The following is a 25,938-nucleotide window of genomic DNA, read 5'->3' as shown; positions in this document are numbered from 1 at the left end:
TTCAGGAGCTGAATATGTCCACCGAAACCCTGTTGAAAACCCCTCTGCACGCCCTGCACATTGAACTGGGCGCGCGCATGGTGCCCTTCGCCGGCTACGACATGCCGGTGCAATACCCACTGGGCGTCATGAAGGAACACCTGCACACCCGTGATCAGGCCGGGCTGTTCGACGTGTCCCACATGGGCCAGATCCGCCTGACCGGCGCGAATGCCGCCAAGGCCCTGGAAACCCTGGTGCCAGTCGACATCATCGACCTGCCGGTAGGCATGCAGCGCTATGCGATGTTCACCAACGCTCAGGGCGGCATTCTCGACGACCTGATGGTGGCGAACCTGGGCAACGACGAACTGTTCCTGGTGGTCAACGCCGCCTGCAAGGACCAGGATCTGGCGCACCTGCGTCAGCATATCGGCGACCAGTGCAGCATCGAGCCATTGTTTGAAGAGCGCGCCTTGCTGGCGCTGCAAGGCCCGGCGGCGGTCAAGGTGCTGGCCCGCCTGGCACCGGAAGTCACCCAGATGACGTTTATGCAGTTCGCCTCCCTGCGCCTGCTAGGCGTGGACTGCTATGTCAGCCGTTCGGGCTACACCGGTGAAGACGGCTTCGAAATCTCAGTACCGGCCGCCAACGCCGAAAGCCTCGCCCGCAGCCTCCTGGCGGAGACCGAAGTGCAGGCCATCGGCCTGGGCGCCCGCGATTCATTGCGCCTGGAAGCGGGCCTGTGCCTGTACGGCCACGACATGAACACCGACACCACGCCGATCGAAGCCAGCTTGCTGTGGGCGATCTCAAAGGCCCGTCGCGCTGATGGCCCACGTGCCGGTGGCTTCCCGGGTGCCGACACGATCTTCACCCAGCAGCAAGCCGGTGTGAGCCGTAAACGTGTAGGCCTGTTGCCACAAGAGCGCACGCCCGTGCGCGAAGGCGCGGAGATCGTCGACGCCGACGGCACAGTGATTGGCAGCGTATGCAGCGGTGGTTTCGGTCCGACCCTCGGCGGCCCGTTGGCAATGGGTTATCTGGACAGCGCATTCATCGCACTGGACACCGAAGTCTCTGCGTTGGTGCGTGGGAAAAAGGTGCCACTTCGTGTAAGTAAAATGCCATTTGTACCGCAACGTTACTTCCGTGGCTGATTGACTGTTTCTATAAGTAACGCGGTTGCGTTAACGTGCACTAATCTGTAACGCAACCGCCATAAAACAGTGCACTGTCGATAGTCTTTGTTATAGGGTTCAACCTATAACAAGTGACCAACTCTATCGAATAAGTCAGACCCACAACATTCATACAAGTGTCATTAGCCCCAGCAAAAGCTGGGCTTTTGGCAGGACTTGTTTTTTCTCTGTTAGTTGGCGTAGAGTTTGACCACTGTGTTTGCATGGGTCGCTTGGAACCTGGACCTGGGCAGTAGCTGAAGTAGTTGTGCTACAACCCGTTCGACGTCTCTTACTTTCCTGCAACCCAGCCCAGTACTCTTTCATTCGAAAGGGGCTGTCATTAATTTTTAGCGTCAAAGGAAAGAAGAAATGTCGACACGTCAGAGCGGTACCGTCAAGTGGTTTAACGACGAGAAAGGGTTTGGTTTTATCACTCCAGAAAGCGGTCCGGATCTGTTCGTGCATTTCCGCGCTATTCAAGGCAACGGCTTCAAGAGCCTGAAAGAAGGCCAGAAGGTGACCTTCGTTGCCGTGCAGGGTCAAAAAGGCATGCAGGCTGATGAAGTAATCGCAGAAGCCTGATCCTTCCCTGCGACAAAAAGCCCCTGATGCTGACATCAGGGGCTTTTTTATGCGCGTTTGCTCGTAAAATGGCTTTTTTCATAAGAGAGCCCTGCCATGCCGAAACCCCTGCTGAGCCCCCAAGGCGAGTTCCCCGCCGTTGGCCTGGGCCGTCGCCTGGCAGCGATGTTCTATGACTTCCTGTTGTGCACTGCCCTGCTGATTGTCACTGCGTTTATCTACAAGCTGGTCTGGATCGCGTTTGTTGGCGAGGCCAAGATGCGCACCCTCACCGAATCCGGCGCGCTGGACGGCGACCCGTTGCTGTCGACGATTCTGTTGTTTGTGCTGTTTGGCTTCTTTGCGAAGTTCTGGACCCATTCCGGCCAGACCCTGGGCATGCAGGTGTGGGGCGTGCGCGTACAGAACGCGGACGGCTCGCGGATCAGCCTGTGGCAGGCGCTGTTGCGCTTTGTGGTGGCGATCGCGTCGTGGTTATGCGTGGGGCTGGGGTTTATCTGGTCGCTGTTTGATAAGCGCAAACGCAGCTGGCATGACATCTATTCGGATACGCAGTTAGTGCGGATTCCGAAGCAGAAGAAATAACGCCCTGACGAGTGGAAATCAACCTGTGGGAGGGGGCTTGCTCCCGATAGCAGGGTATCAGTGGCAAATGAGCTGACTGACACTCCGTTATCGGGAGCAAGCCCCCTCCCACATTTTTTTACTGAGCCCGCCTTGAGTCAGGCGTTGCCGGCGAGTTTAAGGCGTGCGGCTTGGGTGAAATCCAGCATGCGCTTGAGCGGGCGCACCGCCTGCGGGATCACGGACGGCTCGACGAAGATCTCGTTAGTGCCCTCACGCAGGCACTGCAGCGTGCGCTCCAGCGTGTTCATCGCCATCCACGGGCAATGCGCGCAACTACGGCACGCAGCCCCGTTGCCGGCGGTAGGCGCTTCGACGAAGACCTTGTCCGGGCACAGCTGCTGCATCTTGTAGAAAATGCCGCGGTCGGTGGCGACGATAAAGGTCTTGTTCGGCAGGCGCTGGGCAGCCGCAATCAGTTGGCTGGTCGAGCCCACGGCATCCGCGAGTTCGATCACCGCAGTCGGCGACTCAGGGTGCACCAGAATGGCTGCGTCCGGGTACAGCGCCTTCATGTCTTCCAACTGCTTGGACTTGAACTCTTCGTGGACGATGCAGGCGCCGTCCCACAACAGCATATCGGCACCGGTCTGGCGCTGGATGTAGGTACCCAGGTGCTTGTCAGGTCCCCAAATGATGGTTTCACCGTTGTCCATCAGGCTTTCGACGATTTCCAGCGCGCAGCTCGACGTCACCACCCAATCCGCCCGGGCTTTGACTGCCGCCGAAGTGTTGGCATACACCACCACGGTGCGTTCGGGGTGCTGGTCGCAGAACGCCGAGAACTCCTCCACCGGGCAGCCCAGGTCCAGGGAGCAGGTGGCTTCCAGGGTGGGCATGAGGATGCGTTTTTCGGGTGTGAGGATCTTGGCGGTCTCGCCCATGAAACGCACACCGGCAACCAACACGGTCTTGGCCGGGTGGGCGGCGCCGAAGCGGGCCATTTCCAAGGAGTCGGAGACACAGCCGCCGGTTTCTTCGGCCAGGGCCTGGATGACCGGGTCGCAGTAGAAGTGAGCAACCAGCACAGCGTCTTGCGCTTTGAGCTCGGCGGCGATGGCGGTACGCAGGCCAGCCTCTTCATCGGCGCTGAGCGCCTTGGGCTGCTTGGCGTCGAGGTGGGCTTGAACCAGAAGGCGTTCGGAAATTTGCGTCATGTTCGCAAGACCTGCAGGCGCCGTTGCGCGAAAGTCGAGTGTACCACCGGCTCTGGAGCCCTTCGGGCGCCGCCGGACGAAGTGATTGTGTTCATCAAGCACGGTTAGCGATGAAGCTGCGCAAGGCTACAGAATATCCAATGGTTTCAAAAGCCTAATCTGGCATTCGCGGGTACGTCCGTCGGGTGTAAAAAAACGGGAAACCCCAAGGCTGGGGTTTCCCGTTTTTACAACCGACGCTGTGCGTTGCGCGGACGTCAGAAGCGGTAAGTCACCGACCCACCAAAGCCATTGGCGCTATTTTCATACTTGGCATCGTAGGTGAGGCCTACTTGGGAAAGGTTCTGCCGCACCTTGATCGGCTCTTCCTTGAGGTAGGAATACGCCACATCGAAGGTCAGGTTGTCGACTGGCGTCCAGCCCGCGCCCAGGCTGAAAACCGTGCGATCACCCGTGGGAATCCGCACGGATCGGTCAGTGTTGTTGGTCGGCGTCTGGTCCACCGAAAAACCGGTCCGCAGCACCAGTGCTTTGTTGACCCGATAGGCCGCGCCGATGGCGTGGGACCAGGTGTCATGCCAGTGCTGTTGCTCGGTGATCGAACCCAGGCCGCCGAATTGAGCGGTGAGGTCGGACACACCGTCGTTGTTGATGGTGATCTTCTTCAACTGACTCCAACGCGTGTACGTGCTGCCGAGGTAGAGGGTCCAGTCGTCATTCAGTTGCTGGGTGACCGAGAAATCCACCGACGAAGGGGTTGTCAGGTCCAGGCTGGCGTCATACTTCTGCGGCCCGCCGTCAAAGGTATCGGAAATCAGGCCGGACGCATGGGTCTTGCCGCTGAGGTGATACACCACCTGCGAGTGGTAGGTCACACCGATACGCGTGCTGTCGAGAGGCTGCACGAGGATACCGGCGTTGAACCCCGCGGCGTTGTCGTTACCCTTGACCTTCACGCTTTCGCCGGCGCCACCCCCCAAGGGCACGTTGGAATCCAGCTCGCCGTCGATGCGGTTGAAAGTCGGGCCAAAGCCCACCGACACTTTGTCGTTGAAGGCATAGCTGACCGTTGGCTGCACGGTGATGACCGACACCTTGCTCTTACTGCCAAAAGCATTGCCCTGGAAGCTGTGCTCATAGTCGGTCACCAGGCCGAACGGCGCGTAGATGCCCAGGCCGAACGCCCAGTGCTCATCGATGGGCGTGACCAGGTAGCCCATCGGCACGGCAATGCCGGGCACCATGTCGCCTTTGTTGGTGCCTGGGTTGTTGGCACCGAACTGCGAGGAACTGGCGTCTTTGATATCGGTTTTGGCATCAAGGTAGGTCGCGCCGAGGCTGACTTCATTCTTCTTCAAGCGGGACATGCCGGCGGGGTTGCCGAACACCGTACTCGCGTCCTCGGCCGAAGAGGAGCGACCGGCGTAGCCCGTGCCCATTGAACTGATGCTTTGTTCATTTAATGCGAAACCACCGGCGAACAGCTGGGTTGAGGCCAGGGAAACGGCAAGCGCCAAGGCGCCTTTAAGAGTTTTGTTATTCATTATTAGGACTCGAATGATGGGGCAGCGATGAGGAAGCTACCAACGTTCGAGCGGGTGGTTTATGAAGAGTTTTTCATCCATTGGATTGTCGGACAATCCTATGGATTTCAAAGACTTTGGCCGTATTTTTGTCTCCAGCAATGACCTTAAAACCCGATTGTGACCCATGGGTTTTGGCGACAACGGCAGCTTCGCGCAGATACAAAAAACCCCAGGCTTTCGTTGGCCTGGGGCTCGCTGTGTTTTCAAACAGGCAAAAAAAAACCCGGAAATCCTCACTTGCGTGGGCCTTCCGGATTTTCTAAACCGCCAAAAATGGTGGGTCGTGTGGGATTCGAACCTACGACCAATTGGTTAAAAGCCAACTGCTCTACCAACTGAGCTAACGACCCGCTGTGTGGTGGCGCGTATAATACTGATTTCTAAGGATTATTCAACACCTTATTTGAAATAAATCAGAAATAACGCGTTGGGTCAGCAATTCCGGCGGCTTGGAAGCCTTCTGCACGCAGTCGGCAGCTGTCGCATTTCCCACAAGCACGGCCGTCATCGTCTGCCTGGTAGCAGGAAACAGTCAGCGAGTAATCGACGCCAAGTCCTACGCCAGCCTTCACGATATCGGCCTTGCTCAGGTTTTGCAGTGGCGCCAGGATGCGGAAGCCTTGCCCTTCTACACCGGCCTTTGTGGCCAGGTTGGCCATGCGTTCGAACGACTCGACGAATTCAGGGCGGCAGTCCGGGTAGCCGGAGTAATCCACCGCGTTGACGCCGATAAAGATATCTCGAGCGTTGAGCACTTCCGCCCAGCCAAGGGCCAGGGACAGGAACACGGTGTTGCGTGCCGGCACATAAGTCACCGGTATGCCTTCGCTGGGGGCTTCCGGCACGTCGATGCTGCTGTCGGTCAGCGCGGAGCCGCCGATGCCGTTGAGGTTCAAGCCGATCACCTTGTGCTCCACCACGCCCATGTCACGGGCGACACGGGCGGCGGCGTTCAGCTCGGCACGGTGACGTTGGCCGTAGTCGAAACTCATGGTGTAGCAGCTGTAGCCCTGCGCTTGCGCCATAGCCACCACTGTGGCGGAGTCGAGGCCGCCGGAGAGCAGGATTACCGCGCGTTTTTGATCCATGGTGTGTTCAGTCATATCAGCGTCCTGGCTCGTCGTTCCAAAGGTATTTATGCAACTGCAATTGCAGGCGCACCGGTAGATTGTCCGCAACCACCCAATCGGCGAGGTCACGGGCGTTCAAGTCATGGTGGCTTGGCGAGAACAGCACTTCGCCGGCGCGTCGGTCCAACCCGTATTGAATCAGCTTGGAGTTCGCCCAGTCGTAGTCCTCGCGCGAACAGATGACAAACTTGACCTGATCGTTGGCCGTCAGCAGCTCGATGTTCTCGTAGCGGTTACGGTGCGCTTCCTTGGAGCCTGGGGTCTTGAGGTCGACCACGCGGCTTACACGGGGATCGACTGCCGAGATGTCCAGCGCACCACTGGTCTCCAGGGAAACCTCGTAGCCGGCGTCACACAGCTGCTTGAGCAATGGGATGGCGTTGGGCTGGGCCAGCGGTTCACCGCCGGTTACGCAGACATAGCGCGGCTTGTAGCCGGCCACCTGCTCCAGGATGTCATCGAGGGTGCGCACGGTGCCACCACTGAAGGCGTAGGCGCTGTCGCAGTACTGGCAACGCAAGGGGCAACCGGTGAGGCGCACAAAGACTGTGGGCAGGCCGGCCGTTCGCGTTTCACCCTGCAACGAGTAAAAAACTTCGGTAATACGTAATGTGTCTTGCATAGTCGCCACGGGCGTAACAGCTAAACAGGCTGTCCGCCTCCGTCAGGCACTTTAAGGGACCCCGCCAACGCGCAGGCCCCAAAAAGCGTGTTTCATAAAAGGGCGTGGATTCTAACGAAAAAACCCGCGCCAGGCGCGGGTTTCTTCTAAACGGGCTGCTTCGCTTACAAGCGCTGCAGGTCCCGTTGGGCCAACTGGGCAGCCGAGGTACCCGGATATTGGGCCACAACCTGCTGCAGAATGCCTTTGACCTTGTCGGTATGACCCAGGCGGCGTTCTACGTCAGCGAGTTTATACAGCGAGTCCGGCACCTTGGCGTGCTTGGGGTACAGCTGGCTGACCTTGGCAAATGCCTGGCCTGCCCCCTGCAGATCACCCTTTGCCAGGTTGACCTCGCCCAACCAGTATTGGGCGTTGCCCGCGTACTGGCTGTTCGGGTATTTACGCAGGAAAGCGGTAAATGCCTGGCTGGCCCTATCGAAATCCTTGGCTTTGATCAGGTCGAAGGCTGCATCGTAATACAGTTTTTCCTTCGCCGGATCACCCGGTTCGCTGCTGGCGGCAGGGGCTTGGCTTGCCGCCGCAGCCCCCGCTGCTGCACCACCGGCAGCGGCACTGGGCGCGCCACCGGCAGAAGAATTATCAGGAGTTGCGGCAGGTGTAACGCCGGCTCCAATGCGTCGATCAAGATCCTGGTATCGCTCCAGGCCTTCTTGCTTCAGCTGGTTCACTTGGTTCTGCAGAACTTCAATCGCGCCTTGTTGCTGCGCCAGTTGATCCTGCATGCGTTGCAGCTGGTTGAACAGTTCGCCCTGTGCGGAGGGGGCGGACGTAGCCGCCCCCCCAGCATAGGCGCCGTTCGTGCCATAACCCGCTGGCGGATAACTGCTCCCGCTATTGTTATAGCCAGAGTTGCTATCTTCCACAGGAACCGCAGCCCACACCGCAAGCGGTGCGAGACTGAGAGCCAATACAGTTAGAGCACGACGGCACGTTCGCATGACGAATTACTTACGCAGTTCGACGCGACGGTTTTGAGCCCACGACTGTTCGTCGTTGCCAGTTGCAACTGGACGCTCTTTACCGTAGGAAACCAGTTCCAGTTGGCCTGGAGCAACACCTTGCAGTACCAGGTAGCGCTGAACGGCTTTCGCACGACGCTCGCCCAGTGCCATGTTGTACTCACGAGTACCACGGGCGTCAGTGTTACCTTCCAGAACAACGCGAGCGCCGTTAGCTTTCAGGTCCTTCGCGTGAACGTCCAGAGCGCGCATGGCTTCTGGTTTCAGGTCCGAACTGTCGTATTCGAAGTAGAAAGTGGTGATAGCGCGCAGAGCAGCTTCTTCGCTCAGGGAGCCGTCAACTGCACCAGTGTTAGCGCCGTAACCAGCGTTTGGATCAACAGCTGCGCCTTCACCGGCATTGTCGCCGCCTTTAGACGAGCAACCAACGGCTACGGACAGAGCCAGAGCCAGAGCAGCAAACTTACCAAACTTCAGCATTTCCATCGTGAAACTCCTAATGAACCCCAGTGTGTTAAGCAAATCTTTTTTTGTAGCGCCGCGTCAGTTCAGGTAAGGGGACCAGGATGGTTCTCTGACTTCGCCTTGTGCGGTAGGAAGCGGGAGCCTTACGCGTCCATTAATGGACACGAGCATCAAGACTCCCCGGCCCTGCTGGCGGGTGGCGTAGATTACCATGGTGCCGTTGGGCGCAACAGTGGCTGACTCATCAAGGTTGGTATCTGTGAGGATTTTTACGGTTCCGCGCTGCAAATCCTGGGCCGCAACCCGGAAATTAGTGAAACCATCCTGACGGTGAATCATCACCAACGTCTTTTCATCAGCCGAAAGCTTAGGGTTGGCGTTGTAGTTACCGATAAAAGTAACACGCTCCGCACCACCGCCATTCACGTTCGCCTTATAGACCTGCGGCTTGCCGCCTCGGTCAGAGGTGAAGTAGATGGTCGAACCATCCTTGCCCCAGAACGGTTCGGTATTGATACCCGGGCCGCTGGTTACGCGAGAGATCTGGCGCGAAGCCATGTTCATCACGTAGATGTCCGGGTTGCCGTCCTTGGACAGCACGAATGCCAGGCGCGAACCATCCGGCGACCAGGCTGGCGCACCGTTGAGGCCTTCAAAGTTGGTGATCTGCTCACGACGACCAGTATCAATGTGCTGGACGAAGATACGCGGACGACGCTGCTCGAAAGACACATAGGCAATACGCTTGCCGTCCGGCGCAAAGCGCGGCGACAGGATTGGCTCACGCGATTGCAGCAAGGTCACAGCCCGTGCACCGTCGTAATCCGAGCGCTGCAATGTGTAACGAGTGTTGTCTACGGAAAAACGTTCAGCGGTCACGTACAGCAGACGCGTCGAGAAAGCACCCTTGATACCGGTGAGCTTCTCAAACGACTGGTCCGAGATGTAGTGAGCCATGTCCCGCAGTTGTTCGGCGGTGCCCGACACGCTGCCGGTCAAGACCTGCTGCTCGGTGGCCACGTTGAACAAGGTGTATTGGATTTGCAGGCGACCGCCGGCCGGCGTGATGTTGCCGACCATCAGGTACTGCGCACCCACCGCTTTCCAGTCACGGAACACGACTTCGCTGGCCTGGTTCGGCTGGCTGATCATGTTGCCTTTCGGAATCGGCGCGTAGTAGCCGGAGTTGCGCAGGTCGTCGCTGACGATCTGGGCCATGTCGTCCGGCAGCACGCTGCCGCCCTGCCAGCCAAACGGTACAACGGCGATCGGAGTGGCCCGATCGCTACCGCTGGTGACCAGGATGTTCTTTTCATCCGCCGCCGCTATCCCTGCCATACAGCAAATAACGACAAGCATTCCTCGAAGAAGGTTTCTCACAAGGCTAGATCCTCAGGTGTGAATGTCATCTTGAATGAACGATAGGGAGCGAAGTCGCTTGGTTTCATTCCCTGCATCTCGGTCAACCGGCCAATGTTCTTGACCGCGGCAACCGCCGAACTGTCGAACGAACCGTCACCACTGGACTTGGCCACGCTGACCGAAGTCACCGTACCGTCCGGCAACATGCCGATCTGCAGCACTACTGTCATGCCTTTACGCGCCGAAGGTGGACGTGTCCAACCCTCTGCTGCCCGCGCCCGAATCAGGTCGTCGAAACTGCCCGCGACATCATCGCCCTGCTCATCGGCCAAGGCTTGCTGACGCTGAGGCGTGTCGGAAAGCAAATCTGCCAAGGCCTGGGCCTTTTTCTCTTCGGCGGATTTACGCGCTGCTTCCTGGGCCTTTTTCTTGGTGGCGTCGGCGGCAGCTTTCTTCTTCGCGTCGTCGGCGATTTTCTTCTTCGCCTCGTCTGCTTCAGCTTTTTTCTTGGCGTCTTCGGCGGCTTTCTTCTTCGCGTCTTCGACTATTTTCTTCTTGGCGTCTTCAGCGGCCTTTTTCTTGGCCTCTTCTTCAGCAGCTTTCTTGGCTTCTTCTTCAGATTTCTTCTTGGCTATATCAGCCAATTGTTTCTCTTCGGCTTTTTTAGCTTCGGCAGCCTTCTCGGACTTTTTGGCTTCATCAGCCTTTTTCGCCTCGTCGGCCTTCTTGGCTTCGTCTGCCTTTTTCGATTCCTCGGCCTTTTGAGCCGCCTCTTCTTTCTTTTGTTCCGCAGCAGCCTTCACCGCTTCCTGCTCGACCTTCTTCTGTTCCATCTGTTCGACTTCAGTCTGGCGCGCAGCCGACTTCTGGGCCTCACCCGCAATCTTCTGATTGGTCTGGGTGGTGGCCTGGCTTTTCGATTTCAGCTGATACAGGGTCGCCTGCACGATCGGCTTGGCTGGCGGCAGGTCCGGGGTCATGGCAAAGCTGACGAACAGCATGCCAAACACCAGGACGTGCAGGGCAATCGCCCAGACGCTAGGCCAGAAGAAGCTTTCCGAGGCGGACGGCTCTCGCTGTTGCTGCATCAGGGCGCCTCGGTAATCAAGCCAACGTTACCCACGCCGGCCTTCTGCAGCCCGCCCATGGCGCCCATGACAGAGCCGTAGTCGACCGATTTGTCGCCACGGATGAACACCTGGGTGTGCTTGCCGCCTTCGTTGCCGGAGCGAATGATCTTGGTCACGGCATCGGTCATCGCGGGCAAGGTCAGGGCCTTGTCTTGCTGCTTCTGCGTGTCGACTTCGCTGCCAAGGTTCCAGTAATAGGTCTTGTCAGCCTTGATCGAAATGGTCAGGACTTGAGTGTTGTTGTCTTGCGGCAAGGCTTCACTGGAAACCTTGGGCAGATCAACCTTCACGCCCTGGTTGAGCATCGGCGCGGTCACCATGAAGATAACCAGCAGCACCAGCATCACGTCGATGTAAGGCACTACGTTCATCTCGGCGACCGGCTTGCGCTTTTTGCGAGCTCGAGCGATTAAAGCCATTGGGAATTACCTGCTTATTCTTCGCTGGTGTGCACTTTACGGTGCAGGATCGCCTGGAACTCATCGGCGAAGGTGTAGTAACGGCCGATCAACGTTTCGCTGGTGGCAGCGAAGCGGTTGTAGGCGATTACTGCGGGGATAGCGGCAAACAAGCCGATCGCCGTAGCGATCAGGGCTTCGGCGATACCGGGGGCCACGGTGGCCAGGGTCGCTTGCTGGGCCTGAGCCAGGCCGCGGAAGGAGTTCATGATCCCCCAGACGGTACCGAACAGACCAATGTACGGGCTGACGGAACCTACGGTGGCGAGGAACGGCAGGCTTTGCTCAAGCTTTTCTTCTTCGCGGGAAATGGCGACGCGCATGGCGCGGGCCACGCCTTCCATGACCGCTTCAGGGTCAACGCCTGGCTGCTGGCGCAGACGGGAGAATTCCTTGAAGCCGGCACGGAAGATCTGCTCTACGCCCGAATCAGGGTCCGGGTTGCTGCCGGCCTGGCGGTACAGCTTGGACAGGTCGATACCCGACCAGAAGCGCTCTTCAAAGCTCTCCAGGGCACGTCGACCGGCACGCAGCAGGTTGCTGCGCTGAAAAATCATGACCCAAGAGGTAACCGATGCGGCTACCAGGGTCAGCATGACCAGTTGAACCACAACACTGGCATTGCTGACCAGGCTCCACATGGAGGAATGGTCGACGACGGTAGGTTCCACGCTAAATCTCCTGCTTTGATTGTTTACCCGCGCCGCTTACGTCGGCAAAGGCCGCACGTAGAGCTTCGGGAATGGCCCGGGGTTTCAAACTATTGGTGCGCACACAGGCCACCAGGAACTGCCCCTCACAGAGCAGCGTTGCATCCGTTGCCCGCCTGACCTGCTGCTTGAAACGCAGGCTGACACGGTTCAATTCGATTACTTCAGCGCTGACCAACAGCTCGTCGTCCAGCCGCGCCGGCGCGTGATACCGCGCCTCGCTGGAGTGCACGACGAACAACAGGTCCTCCCCTGCCAGCTGGGATTGGGCAAAGCCCAGCTCCCGTAGCCGCTCGGTTCGAGCCCGCTCCATGAACTTGAGGTAATTGACGTAATACACGATGCCGCCGGCATCGGTGTCCTCGTAATAAACGCGACAGCGATGTGCGAACGACTGATCCCCGTTTTGCGCGCGCATACTCTAGTGCTTACTCCTCAGGTTGCCAATCCGGCCCGCAACTGTTTTTTCATTATCACTCTTCATCCTGAAGAATATTTCTACTGACTGAAAGACGACACCAGCCACTAGGACAGCACAAACCTCGGATAAATCGTCTGGCGTGAAGCTTTTAATCGTCCACTGCATCGAGGAATTCGTCTACTACAGGCATCTCGCCCAATCGTGACGGAATGTTTAACCCAAAGTGCAGATAGGCGTGCCGCGTCACCACCCGCCCCCTTGGCGTGCGCATGATGTAGCCCTGCTGGATCAGGTACGGCTCCAGCACGTCTTCAATGGTGTGGCGCTCTTCGCTGATGGCCGCCGCCAGGCTGTCGACACCCACCGGGCCACCGTCGAACTTCTCGATCATGGTCAAGAGTAGACGCCGATCCTGGTGATCGAAGCCATGCTCATCCACGTCCAGCAGGTTCAAGGCCAGGTCGGCCACGGCCTTGGTGATATGCCCCTTGGCACGCACTTCGGCAAAGTCCCGCACGCGACGCAGCAAACGGTTGGCGATCCGCGGCGTGCCACGGGCCCGACGGGCGATTTCAAACGCGCCTTCCGGGTCCAGCGGTAAACCCAGGATGCCCGCCGAACGGCTGACGATCGTCGCCAGGTCCGCGGTGCTATAAAACTCTAGACGTTGAACAATGCCGAAACGGTCTCGCAGCGGGTTGGTCAGCATGCCGGCACGGGTGGTCGCGCCTACCAAGGTGAATGGCGGCAGGTCGAGCTTGATCGAACGGGCCGCCGGGCCTTCGCCGATCATGATGTCGAGCTGGAAGTCTTCCATGGCCGGGTACAGCACTTCTTCGACGATCGGCGAAAGCCGGTGGATCTCGTCGATAAACAGCACGTCATGCGGCTCAAGGTTGGTCAGCAGCGCTGCCAGGTCACCCGGACGCTCCAACACCGGACCCGAGGTGGACTTGATCGACACGCCCATTTCCTGGGCAATGATGTTGGCCAGCGTGGTTTTACCCAAACCCGGCGGGCCGAAGATCAGCGTGTGGTCCAGGGACTCACTGCGCCCCCGGGCAGCCTGGATAAACAGTTCCATCTGCTCGCGCACGGTGGGCTGGCCGATGTAGTCGGCCAGGCTCAGGGGGCGAATGGCCCGGTCCTGGACCTCTTCACGGTCTCGCGGGCCGGTGGCCGCAATCAGACGATCTGCTTCAATCACTTAAATCATTCCCTTCAGGGCGCGGCGGATCATGTCTTCACTGCTCAGGTTCTTGTCCTTGATGGCCGACACGGCCTTGCTGGCTTCCTGTGGCTTGTAGCCCAGGGATATCAGCGCGCTGACCGCATCGCTTTCGGCACTGGCCACTTGGCCCGCCGGCATATCTGGCTGATTCGGCACCAGGGCAAACATGCTTGGTACAACTTCCCATGCCTTGAAACGGTCCTTGAGCTCCACCAGCAGGCGCTCGGCGGTCTTCTTGCCGACGCCCGGCACCTTGGTCAGCGCCGAGGTGTCCTGGGCCGAAACGGCACGAACCAGCTCATCGACTTCCAGGCTCGACATCAACGCCAGCGCCAATTTCGGGCCCACGCCATTGAGGCGGATCAGCTCGCGGAAGAAGTCGCGGTCGCGCTTGCCAATGAAACCATAGAGGAGTTGCGCATCTTCGCGCACCACTAGATGCGTGTGCAGCGTTATCGGCTCACCGACCGACGGTAGGCGATACAGGGTGGTCATGGGCACTTCCAGCTCATACCCCAGCCCGTTCACATCCAGAATCAGGTGCGGCGGCTGTTTCTCAGCCAGGGTGCCGCGCAAACGTCCAATCACGGTTCAGATCCTTAAAGCTTGGGGTCAGATCAAGGCCTGACCGGAAATAACGATTGCGCTGATGCTATCAGAGACGCAGGCGCCCGCCACGACTGCGTGCCGCCCCCAGGCCATGCGGCAGCAGGCTGGAGCGGGTGTGCGCATGGCAAATGGCAATGGCCAGGGCGTCGGACGCATCGATCTGCGGTTTTGAGGTGAGCTTGAGCATGTGCATGACCATCATCTGCACTTGCTCTTTGTTGGCGGCACCGGTGCCAACCACGGCCTGCTTAACCTGGGTCGCAGTGTATTCGGCGATTTCCATGCCCTCTTCGGCGCCGGCAACGATGGCGGCACCACGGGCCTGGCCCAGCTTCAGGGCGGAGTCCGCGTTCTTCGCCATAAACACCTTTTCGATGCCCATAGTGACCGGCCCGTACGTCTGGATCACTTCACGCACGCCGCGATAGACGATCTGCAGGCGCTCGGCCAGTTCGCCCGCACCCGTGCGGATGCAGCCCGAGGCGACGTAGACACAGCCGCGCGGGGTCTGTTGCACCACGCCAAAACCGGTGATGCGCGAACCGGGGTCGATACCTAGGATTAAAGTCATAACGCCTGCAGTTTTGTGGAAACACATAGATCCAATGTGGAAGCTGCTTTTGTGGCGAGGGCGCTTGCTCCCGCTCGACTGCGTAGCAGGCGCAGGTTTTTGGGGGCGCGTCGCACCCCAGCGGGAGCAAGCTCCCTCGCCACAAAAGCCCGCTTCCACACTGGATTTCATCATGCTTAAGCGAGTTGTTCGGCTACTGACTCTGGGATGTCGGCGTTGGAATACACATTCTGAACATCATCCAGGTCTTCAAGCATGTCCAGCATCTTCAGCACTTTCTGCGCGCCGTCCAGGTCCAGTTCGGCACTGGTGGTCGGCAGCATGACGATTTCTGCATCGGTGCCCTTGAAACCGGCGGCTTCCAACGCATTGCGCACGGCATAGAACCCGGCAAACGACGTGAATACATCAATGGAGCCGTCTTCATTGGTCACCACGTCGTCGGCATCGGCCTCCATTGCGGCTTCCATCAGTGCATCCTCATCCGTGCCCGGCGCGAAGGAGATCTGCCCCTTGCGCTCGAACAAGTAGGCCACCGAGCCATCAGTACCGAGGTTACCGCCGCACTTGCTGAACGCATGGCGCACGGCTGCCGCGGTGCGGTTACGGTTGTCGGTCATACACTCGACCATCACCGCTACCCCACCCGGGCCGTAGCCTTCGTAGGTCAGTTCGACCATGTCGTCGGTGTCGGCGGCACCGGCGCCACGGGCCACGGCGCGATCAATGATGTCGCGGCTCATGTTGGCGCCAAGGGCCTTGTCCAGCGCCAGGCGCAGACGCGGGTTGGAGCCTGGGTCACCCCCACCTTGGCGCGCGGCGACGGTCAGTTCGCGGATCCACTTGGTGAAGATCTTGCCTTTCTTGGCATCCTGACGCTCTTTGCGGTGCTTGATGTTCGCCCACTTGGAATGGCCAGCCATAACACAACTCCGAAATTCTGTAGAAACCTTATCAATCCCGCCCCAGGCAGGACTTCTCTCTTTAAAACACAACCCTTGTAACGCAAAGGCGCATCCGAAGATGCGCCTTTTTAGACTGCGTAAACCTCAGTGCGCTTTCACGCAGCAGCCTTACTCAGCCTTCGGCGTCTCGCGCAGGCGGATGTGCAGCTCGCGCAGCGCCTTGGCATCCACCACACCCGGAGCCTGGGTCATGACGTCCGCAGCGCTCTGGGTTTTCGGGAAGGCAATCACTTCACGGATCGACTGGGCGCCGGTCATCAACATCACCAGGCGGTCCAAGCCGAACGCCAAGCCACCGTGCGGCGGCGCGCCGTATTTCAGGGCGTCGAGCAGGAAGCCGAACTTCTCTTCCTGTTCCGCTTCGTTGATGCCCAACAGGCGGAAGACCGCTTGCTGCATCTCTTTGCGGTGGATACGGATCGAACCGCCACCCAGCTCGGTGCCGTTGAGCACCATGTCGTAGGCGCGGGACAGGGCGCCGGCCGGGTTGGCTTCCAGCTCGGCCGGCGAGCACTTCGGCGCGGTGAACGGGTGGTGCAAGGCGCTGAAGCTGCCGTCGTCGTTCTCTTCGAACATCGGGAAGTCAACGACCCACATCGGGGCCCATTCGCAGGTCAGCAGGTTCAGGTCGTGACCCAGCTTGATCCGCAGCGCGCCCAAGGCTTCGCTGACGATCTTGGCCTTGTCGGCGCCAAAGAACACGATGTCACCGTCGACTGCACCGACGCGGTCGAGGATCGCGTTCAGGTTGTCCAGCGGAATGTTTTTCACGATCGGCGATTGCAGGCCGTCAACACCGTTGGCGCGCTCGTTGACCTTGATGTACGCCAGGCCCTTGGCACCGTAGATGCCGACGAACTTGGTGTAGTCGTCGATCTGCTTGCGCGGCATGCTCGCGCCGCCAGGCACGCGCAGGGCGGCGATGCGGCATTTCGGGTCGTTGGCCGGGCCGCTGAACACCTTGAAGTCGACGTCCTTGAGCTGGTCGGCCACGTCCACCAGTTCCAGCGGGTTACGCAGGTCTGGCTTATCGGAACCGTAGCGGCGCATGGCTTCTTCGAAGGTCATGTGCGGGAAGTCGCCGAACTCCAGGTCCAGCACTTCCTTGAACAGGTTGCGGATCATTTGTTCGGTGAGGCCCATGATCTCTTTTTCATCGAGGAAACTGGTCTCGATGTCGATCTGGGTGAATTCCGGCTGGCGGTCGGCGCGCAGGTCTTCATCGCGGAAGCACTTGGCGATCTGGTAGTAACGGTCGAAGCCGGCCACCATCAGCAATTGCTTGAACAGTTGCGGCGATTGCGGCAGAGCAAAGAAAGAACCGGCGTGGGTACGGCTAGGCACCAGGTAGTCACGCGCGCCTTCCGGGGTGGCCCGGGTCAGGATCGGGGTTTCGACATCCAGGAAGCCGTTCTCGTCGAGGAAACGACGGATGCTGGTAGTCATGCGCGAACGCAGGCGCAGCTTCTCGGCCATTTCCGGACGACGCAGGTCCAGGAAGCGATAGCGCAGGCGGGTTTCTTCGCCCACGTCGGAGTATTCGTTGAGTGGGAACGGCGGGGTTTCCGATTCGTTCAGCACTTCCAACTCGTAACCCAGCACTTCGATGCCGCCGGACGCCATGTTCTTGTTCACGGCACCCGCCGGACGCAGGCGAACCTTACCGGTGATCTTCACGACGTACTCGCTGCGCACGCGGTCAGCGGCGGCGAAGCTCTCGGCGCGGTCAGGGTCGAACACCACTTGGGCCAGACCATCACGATCACGGATATCGAGGAAGATCACCCCGCCGTGGTCGCGGCGACGGTGAACCCATCCGCAAAGGGTGATTTCCTGACCTTCCAGGGTCTCGTTCAGTTGGCCGCAATAATGGCTGCGCATCATGGTAGTGGTTTCACTTCTCGTAATTCGAAATTCGGTGGAGGCCTGCCTCGTCACCGTACATTAAAGCAGGGGACGGATAATGCAGGAGCCTGCGCGTAGAGTTCAACTCAGTCTGCTTTGTCGCCGCCGGCGAGGTTCTTCTTGGCGCCGGTCTTGAAGTCGGTCTCATACCAGCCGCTGCCGCTCAGGCGGAAGCCCGGCATGGACAACATCTTCTTGAGCTCCGGTGCCTGGCAGGCAGGGCAATCGACCAGCGGCGCGGCGCTGATCTTCTGAATGGCTTCCAACTGATGACCACAGGAAGCACATTGATAGTCGTACATGGGCATGGAGATGTCTCGGCGATCAGATCGTTACTGCGCCACGCCTGCCCTACGGGTTCCGCAGCATGCGTAGCAAAGCGCGGGATTATATCTGGTAAATCGAGGCAGCGCAGCCGGCTTTCTGCCGGAGCCTTGCCCATCTCAGCGTACGACCTTGTGGTGAGCGGGCTTGCCCCGCGCTGGGTGGCGAAGCCGCGCCAATGAAGCCCCCCCCAATAAGGACACCCGAGGTCCAGGATAGGCCTGGGTCGCCTGGTTTGGGGCCGCTACGCAGCCCAGCGCGGGGCAAGCCCGCTCACTACAAGGGCAGGTGCCGGTGCTCAATGCACTATTCCGGTGAACAGGACGGTTCAACACCCCCTTTCAAGGCGTGAACCACACAGACCACCCTGACCAACCCACTGAAGTTTTTCACACCGCCATAACGCAAGTGCACTTCCCGGTCGACATAGGACAGCAACGCACTGACTGAACAGGCGTTGATCCTGGCTATCTCCGTGAGGATATTCCAGTAGATCTGCTCCAATCGCAGGCACGTGGAAAACCCGTTGAGCCTTACCGACCGGGACAATGGCTTGGCCAGCCCCATATCGAACCCTTTCGCAAAAGGGTCGATCTTTATCCTATGAAAACCACCGGTTTCCATCACTCCATTACCCACTCCGCGTGACATACACCTGACACTCCATTGCCAAACAGCAGCCCATGGGTTGTCCCATTGGGCGATGGCCTTATAAAACCGCAGGCAGAGGCAGGCAGCCAGAAGACGGGGAGTTGATAGACGTAGGACAACGCCAGGAAACGCGCGGAAACAAGCGAGCGGCGCCAGGAAGGCGCCACTCAGGGCAGGTGTTTACTGATTTTCGAGCAGGGAGCGCAGCATCCACGCGGTTTTCTCGTGAACCTGCATACGCTGGGTCAGCAGGTCGGCCGTCGGTTCATCGCTGACCTTGTCGAGCAGCGGGAAGATGCCACGTGCGGTGCGAGTGACCGCTTCCTGGCCTGCCACCAACTGCTTGATCATCTCTTCTGCGCTGGGCACGCCTTCTTCTTCCTTGATGGAAGACAGGCGGGCATAGATGGAATAGGCACCCGGTGCCGGGAAACCCAGGGCACGGATACGCTCGGCAATGGAGTCCACTGCCAGCGCCAGCTCGTTGTACTGCTCCTCGAACATCAAGTGCAGCGTACGGAACATGGGGCCCGTGACGTTCCAATGGAAGTTGTGGGTCTTCAGATACAGTACATAGGTATCGGAAAGCAGCCGTGAAAGCCCGTCGACGATGGATTTACGATCTTCTTCACTGATACCGATATCGATTGCCATGTTTATCCCCTTCAATTGACAAGCATTCATTGATCAGGTGCAGGACCACTCTAGCAAGAGTGCCGGTGATGCGCAGCCCGGCGCGGCAATTCGCCCCGGCGTAGCCGTTCAAACGGTGCGGCCGGGCCTCTGGCCCAAGTAGGAAATATCCCTGCAACCCGTTTGAAAAGCCTGCACGTGTCTAGGACAAGCGTTTGACACAGAAATGCCGTCATCCTTGCAACACCCCGAAATGCTTGATTTGAGTAGGCACAGCCTTTGCTGTTAAATAGGCGGCGTGTCGTCGCCGTTACTTTCTGCGGCAGCGGCATAGGCTGATACCCCGCGCACGTGCCCAACGCCTCCCATTGTTCAGAAGCGAACCGTGCCAGTCAGCTCTTCCTCGTGATCCGTCTTAAAGTGAGTTAATCAAAATGTTGAAAATCGTCCACCTGCTAACGGGCGTTGCAGCGTTGCTGCTGTCCTTTATACCGAGCTTGCAACAGGGAAGCCCTCCCTACCTGGAACAACACGACGCTCTGTACCTGGCCTTGTTCGGCCTTCTTAACCTGACGCTGGCACCGGTGATCCCTTACTGGAACAAAGGCACACGTCATCAACTGCAAAACCTGGTCAGCGCGCTGCTGGTACTGACCGTGGTCGTACAAACCCTCACCCTCCTGGCACCTATGCCTGAAGTCGGCGGCCACCCGGCCATCCTGCTCAGCCTGGTGATTGCTGTGGTCGCCATCGTTCTTCACCTGGCCATCAGCTTCTACCGTTCCTCCCCTGCGGCCTCGTCGCAAACCTACGACATGACCAATCGGGATACCGGTACCGTCAAGTGGTTCAACACCTCCAAAGGCTTCGGCTTTATTTCCCGTGATTCGGGCGACGACATTTTCGTCCACTTCCGGGCCATTCGCGGCGAAGGTCATCGCGTCCTGGTGGAAGGCCAGCGCGTGGAATTCTCCGTCATGAATCGCGACAAAGGCCTGCAGGCCGAAGACGTGATCGCTGCACTGCCGCGTCGCTGATACCCGCGCTCGCAGCAAAAAAAACCGCGATCCAGCTTGGCTGGGTCGCGGTTTTTTATGCGCGCCTGTTAATAATGAGGCGGCGGCGCTTCTTCTTCGGAGGTTTCGAATTGGCCGCCCATTTCTTCCTGGCGTTTAAGTAGCGCGGTCATCTGCAATTGCAGGCGCTCGACAGCACGCTGCTGGGTGACGAGGATGTCATTGAGGGTCTCGATGGTGTCGTCCTGGAAGGCCAGGCGGCTTTCCAGGTCGGTGACGCGGTCTTGCAGATCCATGATTCAACCCTGGGTAAAGATGAAGTCGGCGGGCAACAACTCGCGCAGACGGCCGCGGATGGCTGCCACTTGCGCATCGGTGTAAGGCTGCGCCGGATGTTTGCCCCATACCGGCGCCGGCCAGGCGGCATCGTCACGCTTGCGCACGATCACATGCACGTGCAGCTGGCTGACCACATTGCCCAGGGCGCCGATGTTCATTTTGTCGGCGCAGAAACCGCCATTCAGCGACTGGGCCAGGGCCGTCGTCTCTTGCCACAACCGCTGCTGATCGGCGACATCCAGCTGAAACACTTCGCTGATAGCGTTGATACGCGGCACCAGAATGAACCAAGGGTAGTTCGAGTCATTGGACAGCAGCAGGCGGCACAGGGGGAAATCCCCCATGACCAGCGTGTCTTGTTGAAGGCGTTGATCTAAAGCGAACACCGCAGGCACTCCGTTCGGCAGGTCAGGTTCAAGGCCCCCAGCATACCTGCGAATCGCCCACGCTTCACGCCAGCGCCTGCGCGCATGAACATGGCGCAATGAAAAAAAGTGCACCATTTAGAGACAGGCGAATATTTCGACTACGCTCAATGACCAATCCTGCTGCAATTGGCCAAACACTGATCAAAAGATTATGGCGAGACCCGCGACACAGACGCCTCAAGAAACAAGGCATTGAGCCATCACCGCAATCAAGCGATATCTGGGGGCCTGCACCAAAATGACCCATTTATGCCTCAAAGAGATCCGCCGTCTACCCACCGACTGGGGTGAATGGGTAACGTTTTCTCCAGATTCAGGATGTGCGCACCTCTACACCGATGCGGAGCATGGGCGTCCGGGCCAAACCAATCGGCGTAAAAACCCCGTGCTTATGCGGTTTTCACGGAGCGACGACGTTTTTCACGAAAAAATGACATTCGGTTTGCGGTTTGGGCACGCTTGCTGCATTCATCCTCTTATCGTCGGCAACGGCACCAGAAGGGAATCAGGTGTTTCGCGATGAAAACAACAGCGGTTCAATGCGCGCCAAGGACGATTTCAAACTTTTAAAGTCACGTTTTTTACGCTCTTTTAACGGTTTAGAAACAGTATTGAAGTTGTCAGTCTCGTTACAGTGAGGCTGTGAATTTGCGACATGGATATAGCAATCTACGACAAGCTCGTAAAGAAGCTGAAAGGAAAGTTGGGCAAGTATCGCCAATATTGTCAGCGTGATATAACTTTGCGCCGACACAAAAAGAAAGAGCCGCCCAGACAAAAATACAGGTGGGACGGCAGTACTCTTCCTAAAACCAAAGGAGCAAATCACGATGCGCGTGATGAAGTGGAGCATGATCGCCCTGGCTGTTTCAGCAGGCACCTCGCAGTTCGCAATGGCGTCCGCCCAGGACGATTCCAAGGGCTTTATCGAAGACAGTACCGCCAGCATTCTGACGCGTGCCTTGTACTTCAGCCGTGACCGCCGTAACCAAGGTGCGGAGCAAAGCCGTATCGAAGAAACCGGTCTGGGCTTCCACGGTCTCTTCAGCTCGGGCTACACCCAAGGCACCATCGGTGTCGGTGTCGATGTCATCGGCCTGCTGGGCGTTAAACTCGACAGCGGCAAGGGCCGCGCCGGTACCGGTCTGTTCCCAGAGGGTTCCGACGGCCGTTCGCAGGACGACTATTCCAAAGCAGGCGCTGCCGTGAAGTTCCGTATTTCCAATACGGTCCTCAAGGTCGGTGATCAATACACTACCGCTCCAGTGTTCGCCTCCGATGACAGCCGCTTGCTGCCGGAACTGCCGCAAGGCGTTTCCATCACCAGCAACGAAATCAAAGACCTGAAACTGGAAGCGGGTCACTTCACCTCGATCGTTGCCCAGGATCAAACCTACCGCGACAGTATCGGCAGCTCCGAACCAGGCTCGAAACGTGGCCTGCGTGACGCCAACTTCGTGGGCGGCGTTTACAGCTGGACGCCAGAGATCACCACCAGCCTCTACTACTCCAAAGTGGAAGACTACTGGAAGAAGCTCTACGCCAACGTGAACTGGACCCACGCACTTAGCGATGACCAATCCGTGGCTGTCGACTTCAACATCTACGACACCAAGAGCGACGGCGCCGGCCTGGTACGTGCTGACAAAGACAGCACGACCAAACTCGACAACCGTGCGTTCAGCTTGCAAGGTGCGTACACCATTGGCGCTCACACCTTCACCCTGGCGGCGCAGAAAGTCAGCGGCGACGGCCAATACGGTTATGGCGTAGACGGCGGCGGCACGATTTTCCTGGCCAACTCCATCGCTCGTTCCGACTTCAACGCTGAAGACGAGAAGTCCTACCAGGCTCGCTATGACCTGAACATGGCAACCTTTGGCATTCCGGGCCTGAGCTTCATGACTCGTTATGTGAAAGGTACCGGCGCCAACACCTCTACCACTAACAACGGTAAAGAGTGGGAACGCGATATCGAAGCCAAATACGTGATCCAGAGCGGCCCAGCCAAAGACCTGAGCTTGCGCGTACGTCAAGCGACCTATCGCTCGTCTGATCAGGTTTACTCGGGTTCTCTCGACGAACTGCGTCTGATCGCGCAATACCCGCTGAACATCTTGTAATTGACGGTTTGATTACAACGATGACTTGAGGCCTCGGCCTTAAATAAAAAGCCGCTCCTTTGTTTAACAAGGGAGCGGCTTTTTTATGGCTGTATTGTTTCAGCGGAAAAATAACTAGCAAGCTAACTAACGAGATTAACCTGTGCACCTTGAACCTGACCTAACGGCCAAGTTCAAGACTATGACTTCCCATTACTTGGCGACTGTTTCCTGCATCACACGAATAACCCGCTGCGGAAATGGAATATCAATCCCCGCCTCTTTTAAACGATCACGTGCAAGTTCGTTCAGCATAAACACCACGTCCCAATAATCCGACGTCTTGGTCCAGCAACGCAGGGATACGGTGATCGAACTGTCGCCCAAGGTCGACACCACCGCCACAGCGGCCGGGTCTGCCAACACACGCGGGTCTTTCGACAGTTCCAGCAACACCTCACGGGCTTTCTGCAGGTCGGCCTCGTAGTCCACACCCACGTCGAACACCACCTTGCGAGTCGGCTGGCGGTTGGTGTTGGTGATGATGCCGTTGGACAGGATGCCGTTCGGTACGATCACGGTCTTGTTGTCGCCGGTACGCAGCACGGTGTGGAAGATCTGGATGCTATCGACGGTACCCGAAGTGCCCTGGGCTTCGATCCAGTCACCAAGGCGGAACGGGCGGAACAACAGAATCAGCACGCCACCGGCGAAGTTCGCCAGGCTGCCTTGCAATGCCATGCCGATGGCGAGGGTGGCGGCACCGATCGCCGCAATGAAAGAGGTGGTTGCCACACCGATCATCGAAGCCACGTTGACCACCAGCATGATCTTGAGCGCAATGTTCGCAAGCCTGGTAATGAAATGTTGCAGCGCCATGTCGGCATTACGCAGTGCAAGCAAGCGCCCTACCCGGTGGGTCAACACGTTGATCAGCCACCAACCGATGACCAGGGTGACCATGGCCAGCAAAAACCGGCTGCCGTATTCCATGATCATCGGGAGCCACGATTCTGAGGTCTTGATCAGGTGATCCATTTCAGCGTTCAAATCCATCTACATTCTCCTGTTTACCGGATGTTCGGTGTATTGAGTGGCCATAAATGCAATTGAGCCCCGTAGGGCTCAATCGTGGGAGCAGGTGCTGGGGCGTGGGACGTCGAAAACGACCCCAGGTTCCCCAAAGTGCCATCAGTCGCGGAAGTTATTGAACTGCAGCGGCATGTCGAACGTCTTGGCGCGCAATGCCGCAATGGCCTCTTGCAGGTCGTCACGTTTCTTGCCCGTGATACGCACCTGCTCACCCTGGATGGCAGCCTGGACTTTGAGCTTGGCATCCTTGACGTGGGCAACGATCTTCTTCGCCAGCTCCTTGTCGATACCTTCCTTGAGCACGGCTTCCTGCTTCATCAGCTTGCCGGAGGCGTAGGCGTCCTTGATTTCAAGGCACTGCGCGTCGATCTTGCGCTTGACCAGCGACAGCTTGAGGATCTCGATCATCGCTTCCAGCTGGAAATCGGCTTCAGCGGTCAGGTTGACGGTCAGTTCCTTTTCCTTGAATTCGAAGCTGCCCTTGCCTTTCAAGTCATAGCGACGGTCCAGTTCCTTGACGGCGTTCTCGACGGCGTTGGTGACTTCGTGTTTGTCCAGTTCGGATACCACGTCGAACGAAGGCATGTCATTTCTCCAATATAAGGGGCGGGCTCAGTAGAGATGGAGCGCGCCCGAGCTAAAATGCCGGGGCATTATAGCGGTTCTTTCGCCCCATTCACTGTGAGCGACCCCACGGAGCACAAACTGATGTCGACCACCTGGCATATTCTCGGCGCCGGCAGCCTGGGCACACTCTGGGCCACGCGCCTGGCGCGCGCGGGCGTCCCTGTCAGGTTGATCCTGCGTGATGAGGCGCGCCTGGCCAACTACCAGACCACCCAGGGTCTGACCTTGGTAGAGCACGGTGTAGCACAGACCTACCCGGTGATCGCAGAAACGCCTGACAGCCCGGAGCCGATTCATCGCCTGCTGGTGGCGTGCAAGGCCTACGACGCCCAAAGCGCCGTCGCACAGTTGCAACGACGACTGGCGCCCGACGCGGAACTGATCCTGCTGCAGAACGGCCTAGGCAGCCAGGACGCGGTCGCTGCACAAATGCCCCAGGCCCGTTGCATCTTTGCCTCCAGCACCGAAGGCGCGTTTCGCGACGGCGACTGGCGCGTGGTGTTTGCCGGCCATGGCTACACCTGGCTGGGGGACGCGAGCCACCCTACCCCGCCACTCTGGCTGGATGACTTGCAGGCGGCTGGCATTCCCCACGATTGGAGCGCCGATATCCTCACGCGGTTGTGGCGCAAGCTGGCGCTCAACTGCGCCATCAACCCACTGACCGTGCTGTATCAGTGCCGTAATGGCGAGCTGCAAGCCCATCACTGCGAAGTCGCCACCCTGTGCGCTGAACTCGGTGAACTGCTGGAATGCTGTGGCCAGCCTGCCGCCGCGCTGGATCTGCAGCACGAAGTGGAACGGGTGATCCTGGCCACGGCGGCCAATTACTCTTCCATGTACCAGGACGTGGCCGCCGGCCGCCGCACCGAAATCAGCTACCTATTGGGCTATGCTTGCCAGGCGGCCGCCCGTCATCAGCTGAACCTGCCGCATTTAAACCAGCTGCAAGTACGCTTGGTCGAGCAGCTGCTCGCACGCGGATTGCCCCGCGACTGAGCCACGCGCTACCC

The 25,938-nt window shown here is 58.5% G+C and carries 29 protein-coding genes and 1 tRNA gene; 6 read left to right on the top strand and 24 right to left on the bottom strand.

Annotation, left to right across the window (positions count from 1 at the left end; genetic code table 11):
• Positions 1-14 precede the first annotated feature (14 nt).
• From gcvT to K7431_RS18055, 3 genes are all read left to right on the top strand, one after another.
• Positions 15-1,139, top strand: coding sequence for a glycine cleavage system aminomethyltransferase GcvT (gcvT, locus tag K7431_RS18065; protein WP_015885600.1), 1,125 nt, complete (start codon positions 15-17; stop codon positions 1,137-1,139).
• Between the two features lie 393 nt (positions 1,140-1,532).
• Positions 1,533-1,745, top strand: a complete 213-nt coding sequence (locus tag K7431_RS18060) for a cold-shock protein (protein WP_007951194.1) — start codon at positions 1,533-1,535, stop codon at positions 1,743-1,745.
• A gap of 96 nt (positions 1,746-1,841) precedes the next feature.
• Positions 1,842-2,330, top strand: coding sequence for an RDD family protein (locus K7431_RS18055; RefSeq protein ID WP_015885601.1), 489 nt, complete (start codon positions 1,842-1,844; stop codon positions 2,328-2,330).
• A 137-nt stretch (positions 2,331-2,467) separates the two neighbouring features.
• On the opposite strand, the gene nadA is transcribed toward K7431_RS18055, so the two are convergent.
• The 20 genes from nadA to K7431_RS17955 form a co-directional block, all read right to left on the bottom strand.
• Positions 2,468-3,526, bottom strand: a complete 1,059-nt coding sequence (nadA, locus tag K7431_RS18050) for a quinolinate synthase NadA (protein ID WP_015885602.1) — start codon at positions 3,524-3,526, stop codon at positions 2,468-2,470.
• A 257-nt stretch (positions 3,527-3,783) separates the two neighbouring features.
• Positions 3,784-5,070, bottom strand: a complete 1,287-nt coding sequence (locus K7431_RS18045) for an OmpP1/FadL family transporter (protein WP_015885603.1) — start codon at positions 5,068-5,070, stop codon at positions 3,784-3,786.
• A 316-nt stretch (positions 5,071-5,386) separates the two neighbouring features.
• Positions 5,387-5,462 (bottom strand) — tRNA-Lys (locus K7431_RS18040).
• Positions 5,463-5,525: 63 nt separating this feature from the next.
• Positions 5,526-6,200: a 7-cyano-7-deazaguanine synthase QueC gene (queC, locus tag K7431_RS18035; RefSeq protein WP_015885604.1), complete on the bottom strand. Its 675-nt coding sequence runs from the start codon at positions 6,198-6,200 to the stop codon at positions 5,526-5,528.
• 16 nt (positions 6,201-6,216) lie between these two features.
• Positions 6,217-6,864, bottom strand: coding sequence for a 7-carboxy-7-deazaguanine synthase QueE (gene queE / locus K7431_RS18030; RefSeq protein ID WP_015885605.1), 648 nt, complete (start codon positions 6,862-6,864; stop codon positions 6,217-6,219).
• Between the two features lie 164 nt (positions 6,865-7,028).
• Positions 7,029-7,865 (bottom strand): tol-pal system protein YbgF, encoded by an 837-nt coding sequence (gene ybgF, locus K7431_RS18025; RefSeq protein ID WP_015885606.1) that lies wholly within the window; start codon positions 7,863-7,865, stop codon positions 7,029-7,031.
• 6 nt (positions 7,866-7,871) lie between these two features.
• Positions 7,872-8,372 (bottom strand): peptidoglycan-associated lipoprotein Pal, encoded by a 501-nt coding sequence (gene pal, locus K7431_RS18020; protein ID WP_003193861.1) that lies wholly within the window; start codon positions 8,370-8,372, stop codon positions 7,872-7,874.
• Between the two features lie 57 nt (positions 8,373-8,429).
• Complete coding sequence (tolB, locus tag K7431_RS18015) at positions 8,430-9,710, bottom strand: Tol-Pal system beta propeller repeat protein TolB (protein WP_043205819.1); 1,281 nt, start codon at positions 9,708-9,710, stop codon at positions 8,430-8,432.
• Between the two features lie 17 nt (positions 9,711-9,727).
• Positions 9,728-10,801: a cell envelope integrity protein TolA gene (gene tolA, locus K7431_RS18010; RefSeq protein ID WP_015885608.1), complete on the bottom strand. Its 1,074-nt coding sequence runs from the start codon at positions 10,799-10,801 to the stop codon at positions 9,728-9,730.
• Positions 10,801-11,253 carry a protein TolR gene (gene tolR / locus K7431_RS18005; protein WP_161793227.1) on the bottom strand — a complete coding sequence of 151 codons (453 nt, stop codon included), beginning with the start codon at positions 11,251-11,253 and terminating at the stop codon, positions 10,801-10,803. The genes tolA and tolR overlap by 1 nt, the downstream gene beginning before the upstream one ends.
• 23 nt (positions 11,254-11,276) lie before the next feature.
• Positions 11,277-11,972 (bottom strand): protein TolQ, encoded by a 696-nt coding sequence (gene tolQ, locus K7431_RS18000; RefSeq protein WP_015885609.1) that lies wholly within the window; start codon positions 11,970-11,972, stop codon positions 11,277-11,279.
• A gap of 1 nt (position 11,973) precedes the next feature.
• The gene (gene ybgC / locus K7431_RS17995) at positions 11,974-12,429 is read right to left on the bottom strand and encodes a tol-pal system-associated acyl-CoA thioesterase (RefSeq protein ID WP_015885610.1); all 456 of its coding nucleotides are present in this window, start codon (positions 12,427-12,429) and stop codon (positions 11,974-11,976) included.
• Between the two features lie 151 nt (positions 12,430-12,580).
• A complete protein-coding gene (ruvB, locus tag K7431_RS17990) occupies positions 12,581-13,639 on the bottom strand; it encodes a Holliday junction branch migration DNA helicase RuvB (RefSeq protein ID WP_015885611.1) in 1,059 nt (352 codons plus the stop codon).
• Positions 13,640-14,251 carry a Holliday junction branch migration protein RuvA gene (gene ruvA / locus K7431_RS17985; RefSeq protein WP_003175802.1) on the bottom strand — a complete coding sequence of 204 codons (612 nt, stop codon included), beginning with the start codon at positions 14,249-14,251 and terminating at the stop codon, positions 13,640-13,642.
• Between the two features lie 67 nt (positions 14,252-14,318).
• Positions 14,319-14,843, bottom strand: coding sequence for a crossover junction endodeoxyribonuclease RuvC (gene ruvC / locus K7431_RS17980; protein WP_015885612.1), 525 nt, complete (start codon positions 14,841-14,843; stop codon positions 14,319-14,321).
• 176 nt (positions 14,844-15,019) lie between these two features.
• Positions 15,020-15,766, bottom strand: a complete 747-nt coding sequence (locus K7431_RS17975; protein WP_015885613.1) for a YebC/PmpR family DNA-binding transcriptional regulator — start codon at positions 15,764-15,766, stop codon at positions 15,020-15,022.
• Between the two features lie 150 nt (positions 15,767-15,916).
• On the bottom strand, positions 15,917-17,692 hold the full coding sequence (gene aspS, locus K7431_RS17970; protein WP_015885614.1) for an aspartate--tRNA ligase: 1,776 nt from the start codon (positions 17,690-17,692) through the stop codon (positions 15,917-15,919).
• 107 nt (positions 17,693-17,799) lie between these two features.
• On the bottom strand, positions 17,800-18,021 hold the full coding sequence (locus tag K7431_RS17965) for an FmdB family zinc ribbon protein (protein ID WP_003193872.1): 222 nt from the start codon (positions 18,019-18,021) through the stop codon (positions 17,800-17,802).
• Positions 18,022-18,343: 322 nt separating this feature from the next.
• The gene (locus K7431_RS17960) at positions 18,344-18,688 is read right to left on the bottom strand and encodes a ribbon-helix-helix domain-containing protein (RefSeq protein WP_015885615.1); all 345 of its coding nucleotides are present in this window, start codon (positions 18,686-18,688) and stop codon (positions 18,344-18,346) included.
• Positions 18,689-18,868: 180 nt separating this feature from the next.
• Positions 18,869-19,342 carry a Dps family protein gene (locus tag K7431_RS17955; protein WP_003193874.1) on the bottom strand — a complete coding sequence of 158 codons (474 nt, stop codon included), beginning with the start codon at positions 19,340-19,342 and terminating at the stop codon, positions 18,869-18,871.
• Positions 19,343-19,755: 413 nt separating this feature from the next.
• Here K7431_RS17955 and K7431_RS30955 point away from each other — a divergent pair, with 413 nt between their 5' ends.
• On the top strand, positions 19,756-20,358 hold the full coding sequence (locus K7431_RS30955; RefSeq protein WP_025854767.1) for a cold-shock protein: 603 nt from the start codon (positions 19,756-19,758) through the stop codon (positions 20,356-20,358).
• A gap of 68 nt (positions 20,359-20,426) precedes the next feature.
• Here the strand turns inward: K7431_RS30955 and K7431_RS17945 are convergent, their stop codons facing one another.
• Positions 20,427-20,633 (bottom strand): SlyX family protein, encoded by a 207-nt coding sequence (locus tag K7431_RS17945; RefSeq protein ID WP_015885618.1) that lies wholly within the window; start codon positions 20,631-20,633, stop codon positions 20,427-20,429.
• A gap of 3 nt (positions 20,634-20,636) precedes the next feature.
• Positions 20,637-21,062: an HIT domain-containing protein gene (locus K7431_RS17940; protein WP_015885619.1), complete on the bottom strand. Its 426-nt coding sequence runs from the start codon at positions 21,060-21,062 to the stop codon at positions 20,637-20,639.
• An 872-nt stretch (positions 21,063-21,934) separates the two neighbouring features.
• Here K7431_RS17940 and K7431_RS17935 point away from each other — a divergent pair.
• A complete protein-coding gene (locus K7431_RS17935; protein ID WP_015885620.1) occupies positions 21,935-23,227 on the top strand; it encodes an OprD family porin in 1,293 nt (430 codons plus the stop codon).
• A gap of 192 nt (positions 23,228-23,419) precedes the next feature.
• Here the strand turns inward: K7431_RS17935 and K7431_RS17930 are convergent, their stop codons facing one another.
• Together K7431_RS17930 and K7431_RS17925 are read right to left on the bottom strand one after the other, a co-directional pair.
• On the bottom strand, positions 23,420-24,262 hold the full coding sequence (locus K7431_RS17930) for a mechanosensitive ion channel family protein (protein WP_015885621.1): 843 nt from the start codon (positions 24,260-24,262) through the stop codon (positions 23,420-23,422).
• A 135-nt stretch (positions 24,263-24,397) separates the two neighbouring features.
• The gene (locus tag K7431_RS17925; RefSeq protein WP_003209785.1) at positions 24,398-24,883 is read right to left on the bottom strand and encodes a YajQ family cyclic di-GMP-binding protein; all 486 of its coding nucleotides are present in this window, start codon (positions 24,881-24,883) and stop codon (positions 24,398-24,400) included.
• A 123-nt stretch (positions 24,884-25,006) separates the two neighbouring features.
• On the opposite strand from K7431_RS17925, the gene K7431_RS17920 reads away from it, so the two are divergent.
• Positions 25,007-25,924 (top strand): putative 2-dehydropantoate 2-reductase, encoded by a 918-nt coding sequence (locus tag K7431_RS17920; protein WP_015885622.1) that lies wholly within the window; start codon positions 25,007-25,009, stop codon positions 25,922-25,924.
• The last annotated feature ends 14 nt before the right edge of the window (positions 25,925-25,938 follow it).

Origin of the sequence: Pseudomonas fluorescens group sp. (genome assembly GCF_020093335.1) — a bacterium.
GTDB lineage: Bacteria > Pseudomonadota > Gammaproteobacteria > Pseudomonadales > Pseudomonadaceae > Aquipseudomonas > Aquipseudomonas petroselini.
The sequence above is the reverse complement of the archived record's forward strand: the minus strand, read 5'-3'. Positions and strand labels throughout refer to the sequence as shown.

What these genes read in the sequence shown, in the direction of transcription:
- gcvT (WP_015885600.1), top strand. Translation starts at nt 15, where the DNA reads ATGTCCACCGAAACCCTGTTGAAAACCCCTCTGCACGCCCTGCACATT.
- K7431_RS18060 (WP_007951194.1), top strand. Translation starts at nt 1,533, where the DNA reads ATGTCGACACGTCAGAGCGGTACCGTCAAGTGGTTTAACGACGAGAAA.
- K7431_RS18055 (WP_015885601.1), top strand. Translation starts at nt 1,842, where the DNA reads ATGCCGAAACCCCTGCTGAGCCCCCAAGGCGAGTTCCCCGCCGTTGGC.
- nadA (WP_015885602.1), bottom strand. Translation starts at nt 3,526, where the DNA reads ATGACGCAAATTTCCGAACGCCTTCTGGTTCAAGCCCACCTCGACGCC.
- K7431_RS18045 (WP_015885603.1), bottom strand. Translation starts at nt 5,070, where the DNA reads ATGAATAACAAAACTCTTAAAGGCGCCTTGGCGCTTGCCGTTTCCCTG.
- queC (WP_015885604.1), bottom strand. Translation starts at nt 6,200, where the DNA reads ATGGATCAAAAACGCGCGGTAATCCTGCTCTCCGGCGGCCTCGACTCC.
- queE (WP_015885605.1), bottom strand. Translation starts at nt 6,864, where the DNA reads ATGCAAGACACATTACGTATTACCGAAGTTTTTTACTCGTTGCAGGGT.
- ybgF (WP_015885606.1), bottom strand. Translation starts at nt 7,865, where the DNA reads ATGCGAACGTGCCGTCGTGCTCTAACTGTATTGGCTCTCAGTCTCGCA.
- pal (WP_003193861.1), bottom strand. Translation starts at nt 8,372, where the DNA reads ATGGAAATGCTGAAGTTTGGTAAGTTTGCTGCTCTGGCTCTGGCTCTG.
- tolB (WP_043205819.1), bottom strand. Translation starts at nt 9,710, where the DNA reads ATGCTTGTCGTTATTTGCTGTATGGCAGGGATAGCGGCGGCGGATGAA.
- tolA (WP_015885608.1), bottom strand. Translation starts at nt 10,801, where the DNA reads ATGCAGCAACAGCGAGAGCCGTCCGCCTCGGAAAGCTTCTTCTGGCCT.
- ybgC (WP_015885610.1), bottom strand. Translation starts at nt 12,429, where the DNA reads ATGCGCGCGCAAAACGGGGATCAGTCGTTCGCACATCGCTGTCGCGTT.
- ruvC (WP_015885612.1), bottom strand. Translation starts at nt 14,843, where the DNA reads ATGACTTTAATCCTAGGTATCGACCCCGGTTCGCGCATCACCGGTTTT.
- K7431_RS17975 (WP_015885613.1), bottom strand. Translation starts at nt 15,766, where the DNA reads ATGGCTGGCCATTCCAAGTGGGCGAACATCAAGCACCGCAAAGAGCGT.
- aspS (WP_015885614.1), bottom strand. Translation starts at nt 17,692, where the DNA reads ATGATGCGCAGCCATTATTGCGGCCAACTGAACGAGACCCTGGAAGGT.
- K7431_RS17965 (WP_003193872.1), bottom strand. Translation starts at nt 18,021, where the DNA reads ATGCCCATGTACGACTATCAATGTGCTTCCTGTGGTCATCAGTTGGAA.
- K7431_RS17960 (WP_015885615.1), bottom strand. Translation starts at nt 18,688, where the DNA reads ATGTCACGCGGAGTGGGTAATGGAGTGATGGAAACCGGTGGTTTTCAT.
- K7431_RS17955 (WP_003193874.1), bottom strand. Translation starts at nt 19,342, where the DNA reads ATGGCAATCGATATCGGTATCAGTGAAGAAGATCGTAAATCCATCGTC.
- K7431_RS30955 (WP_025854767.1), top strand. Translation starts at nt 19,756, where the DNA reads ATGTTGAAAATCGTCCACCTGCTAACGGGCGTTGCAGCGTTGCTGCTG.
- K7431_RS17945 (WP_015885618.1), bottom strand. Translation starts at nt 20,633, where the DNA reads ATGGATCTGCAAGACCGCGTCACCGACCTGGAAAGCCGCCTGGCCTTC.
- K7431_RS17935 (WP_015885620.1), top strand. Translation starts at nt 21,935, where the DNA reads ATGCGCGTGATGAAGTGGAGCATGATCGCCCTGGCTGTTTCAGCAGGC.
- K7431_RS17930 (WP_015885621.1), bottom strand. Translation starts at nt 24,262, where the DNA reads ATGGATTTGAACGCTGAAATGGATCACCTGATCAAGACCTCAGAATCG.
- K7431_RS17925 (WP_003209785.1), bottom strand. Translation starts at nt 24,883, where the DNA reads ATGCCTTCGTTCGACGTGGTATCCGAACTGGACAAACACGAAGTCACC.
- K7431_RS17920 (WP_015885622.1), top strand. Translation starts at nt 25,007, where the DNA reads ATGTCGACCACCTGGCATATTCTCGGCGCCGGCAGCCTGGGCACACTC.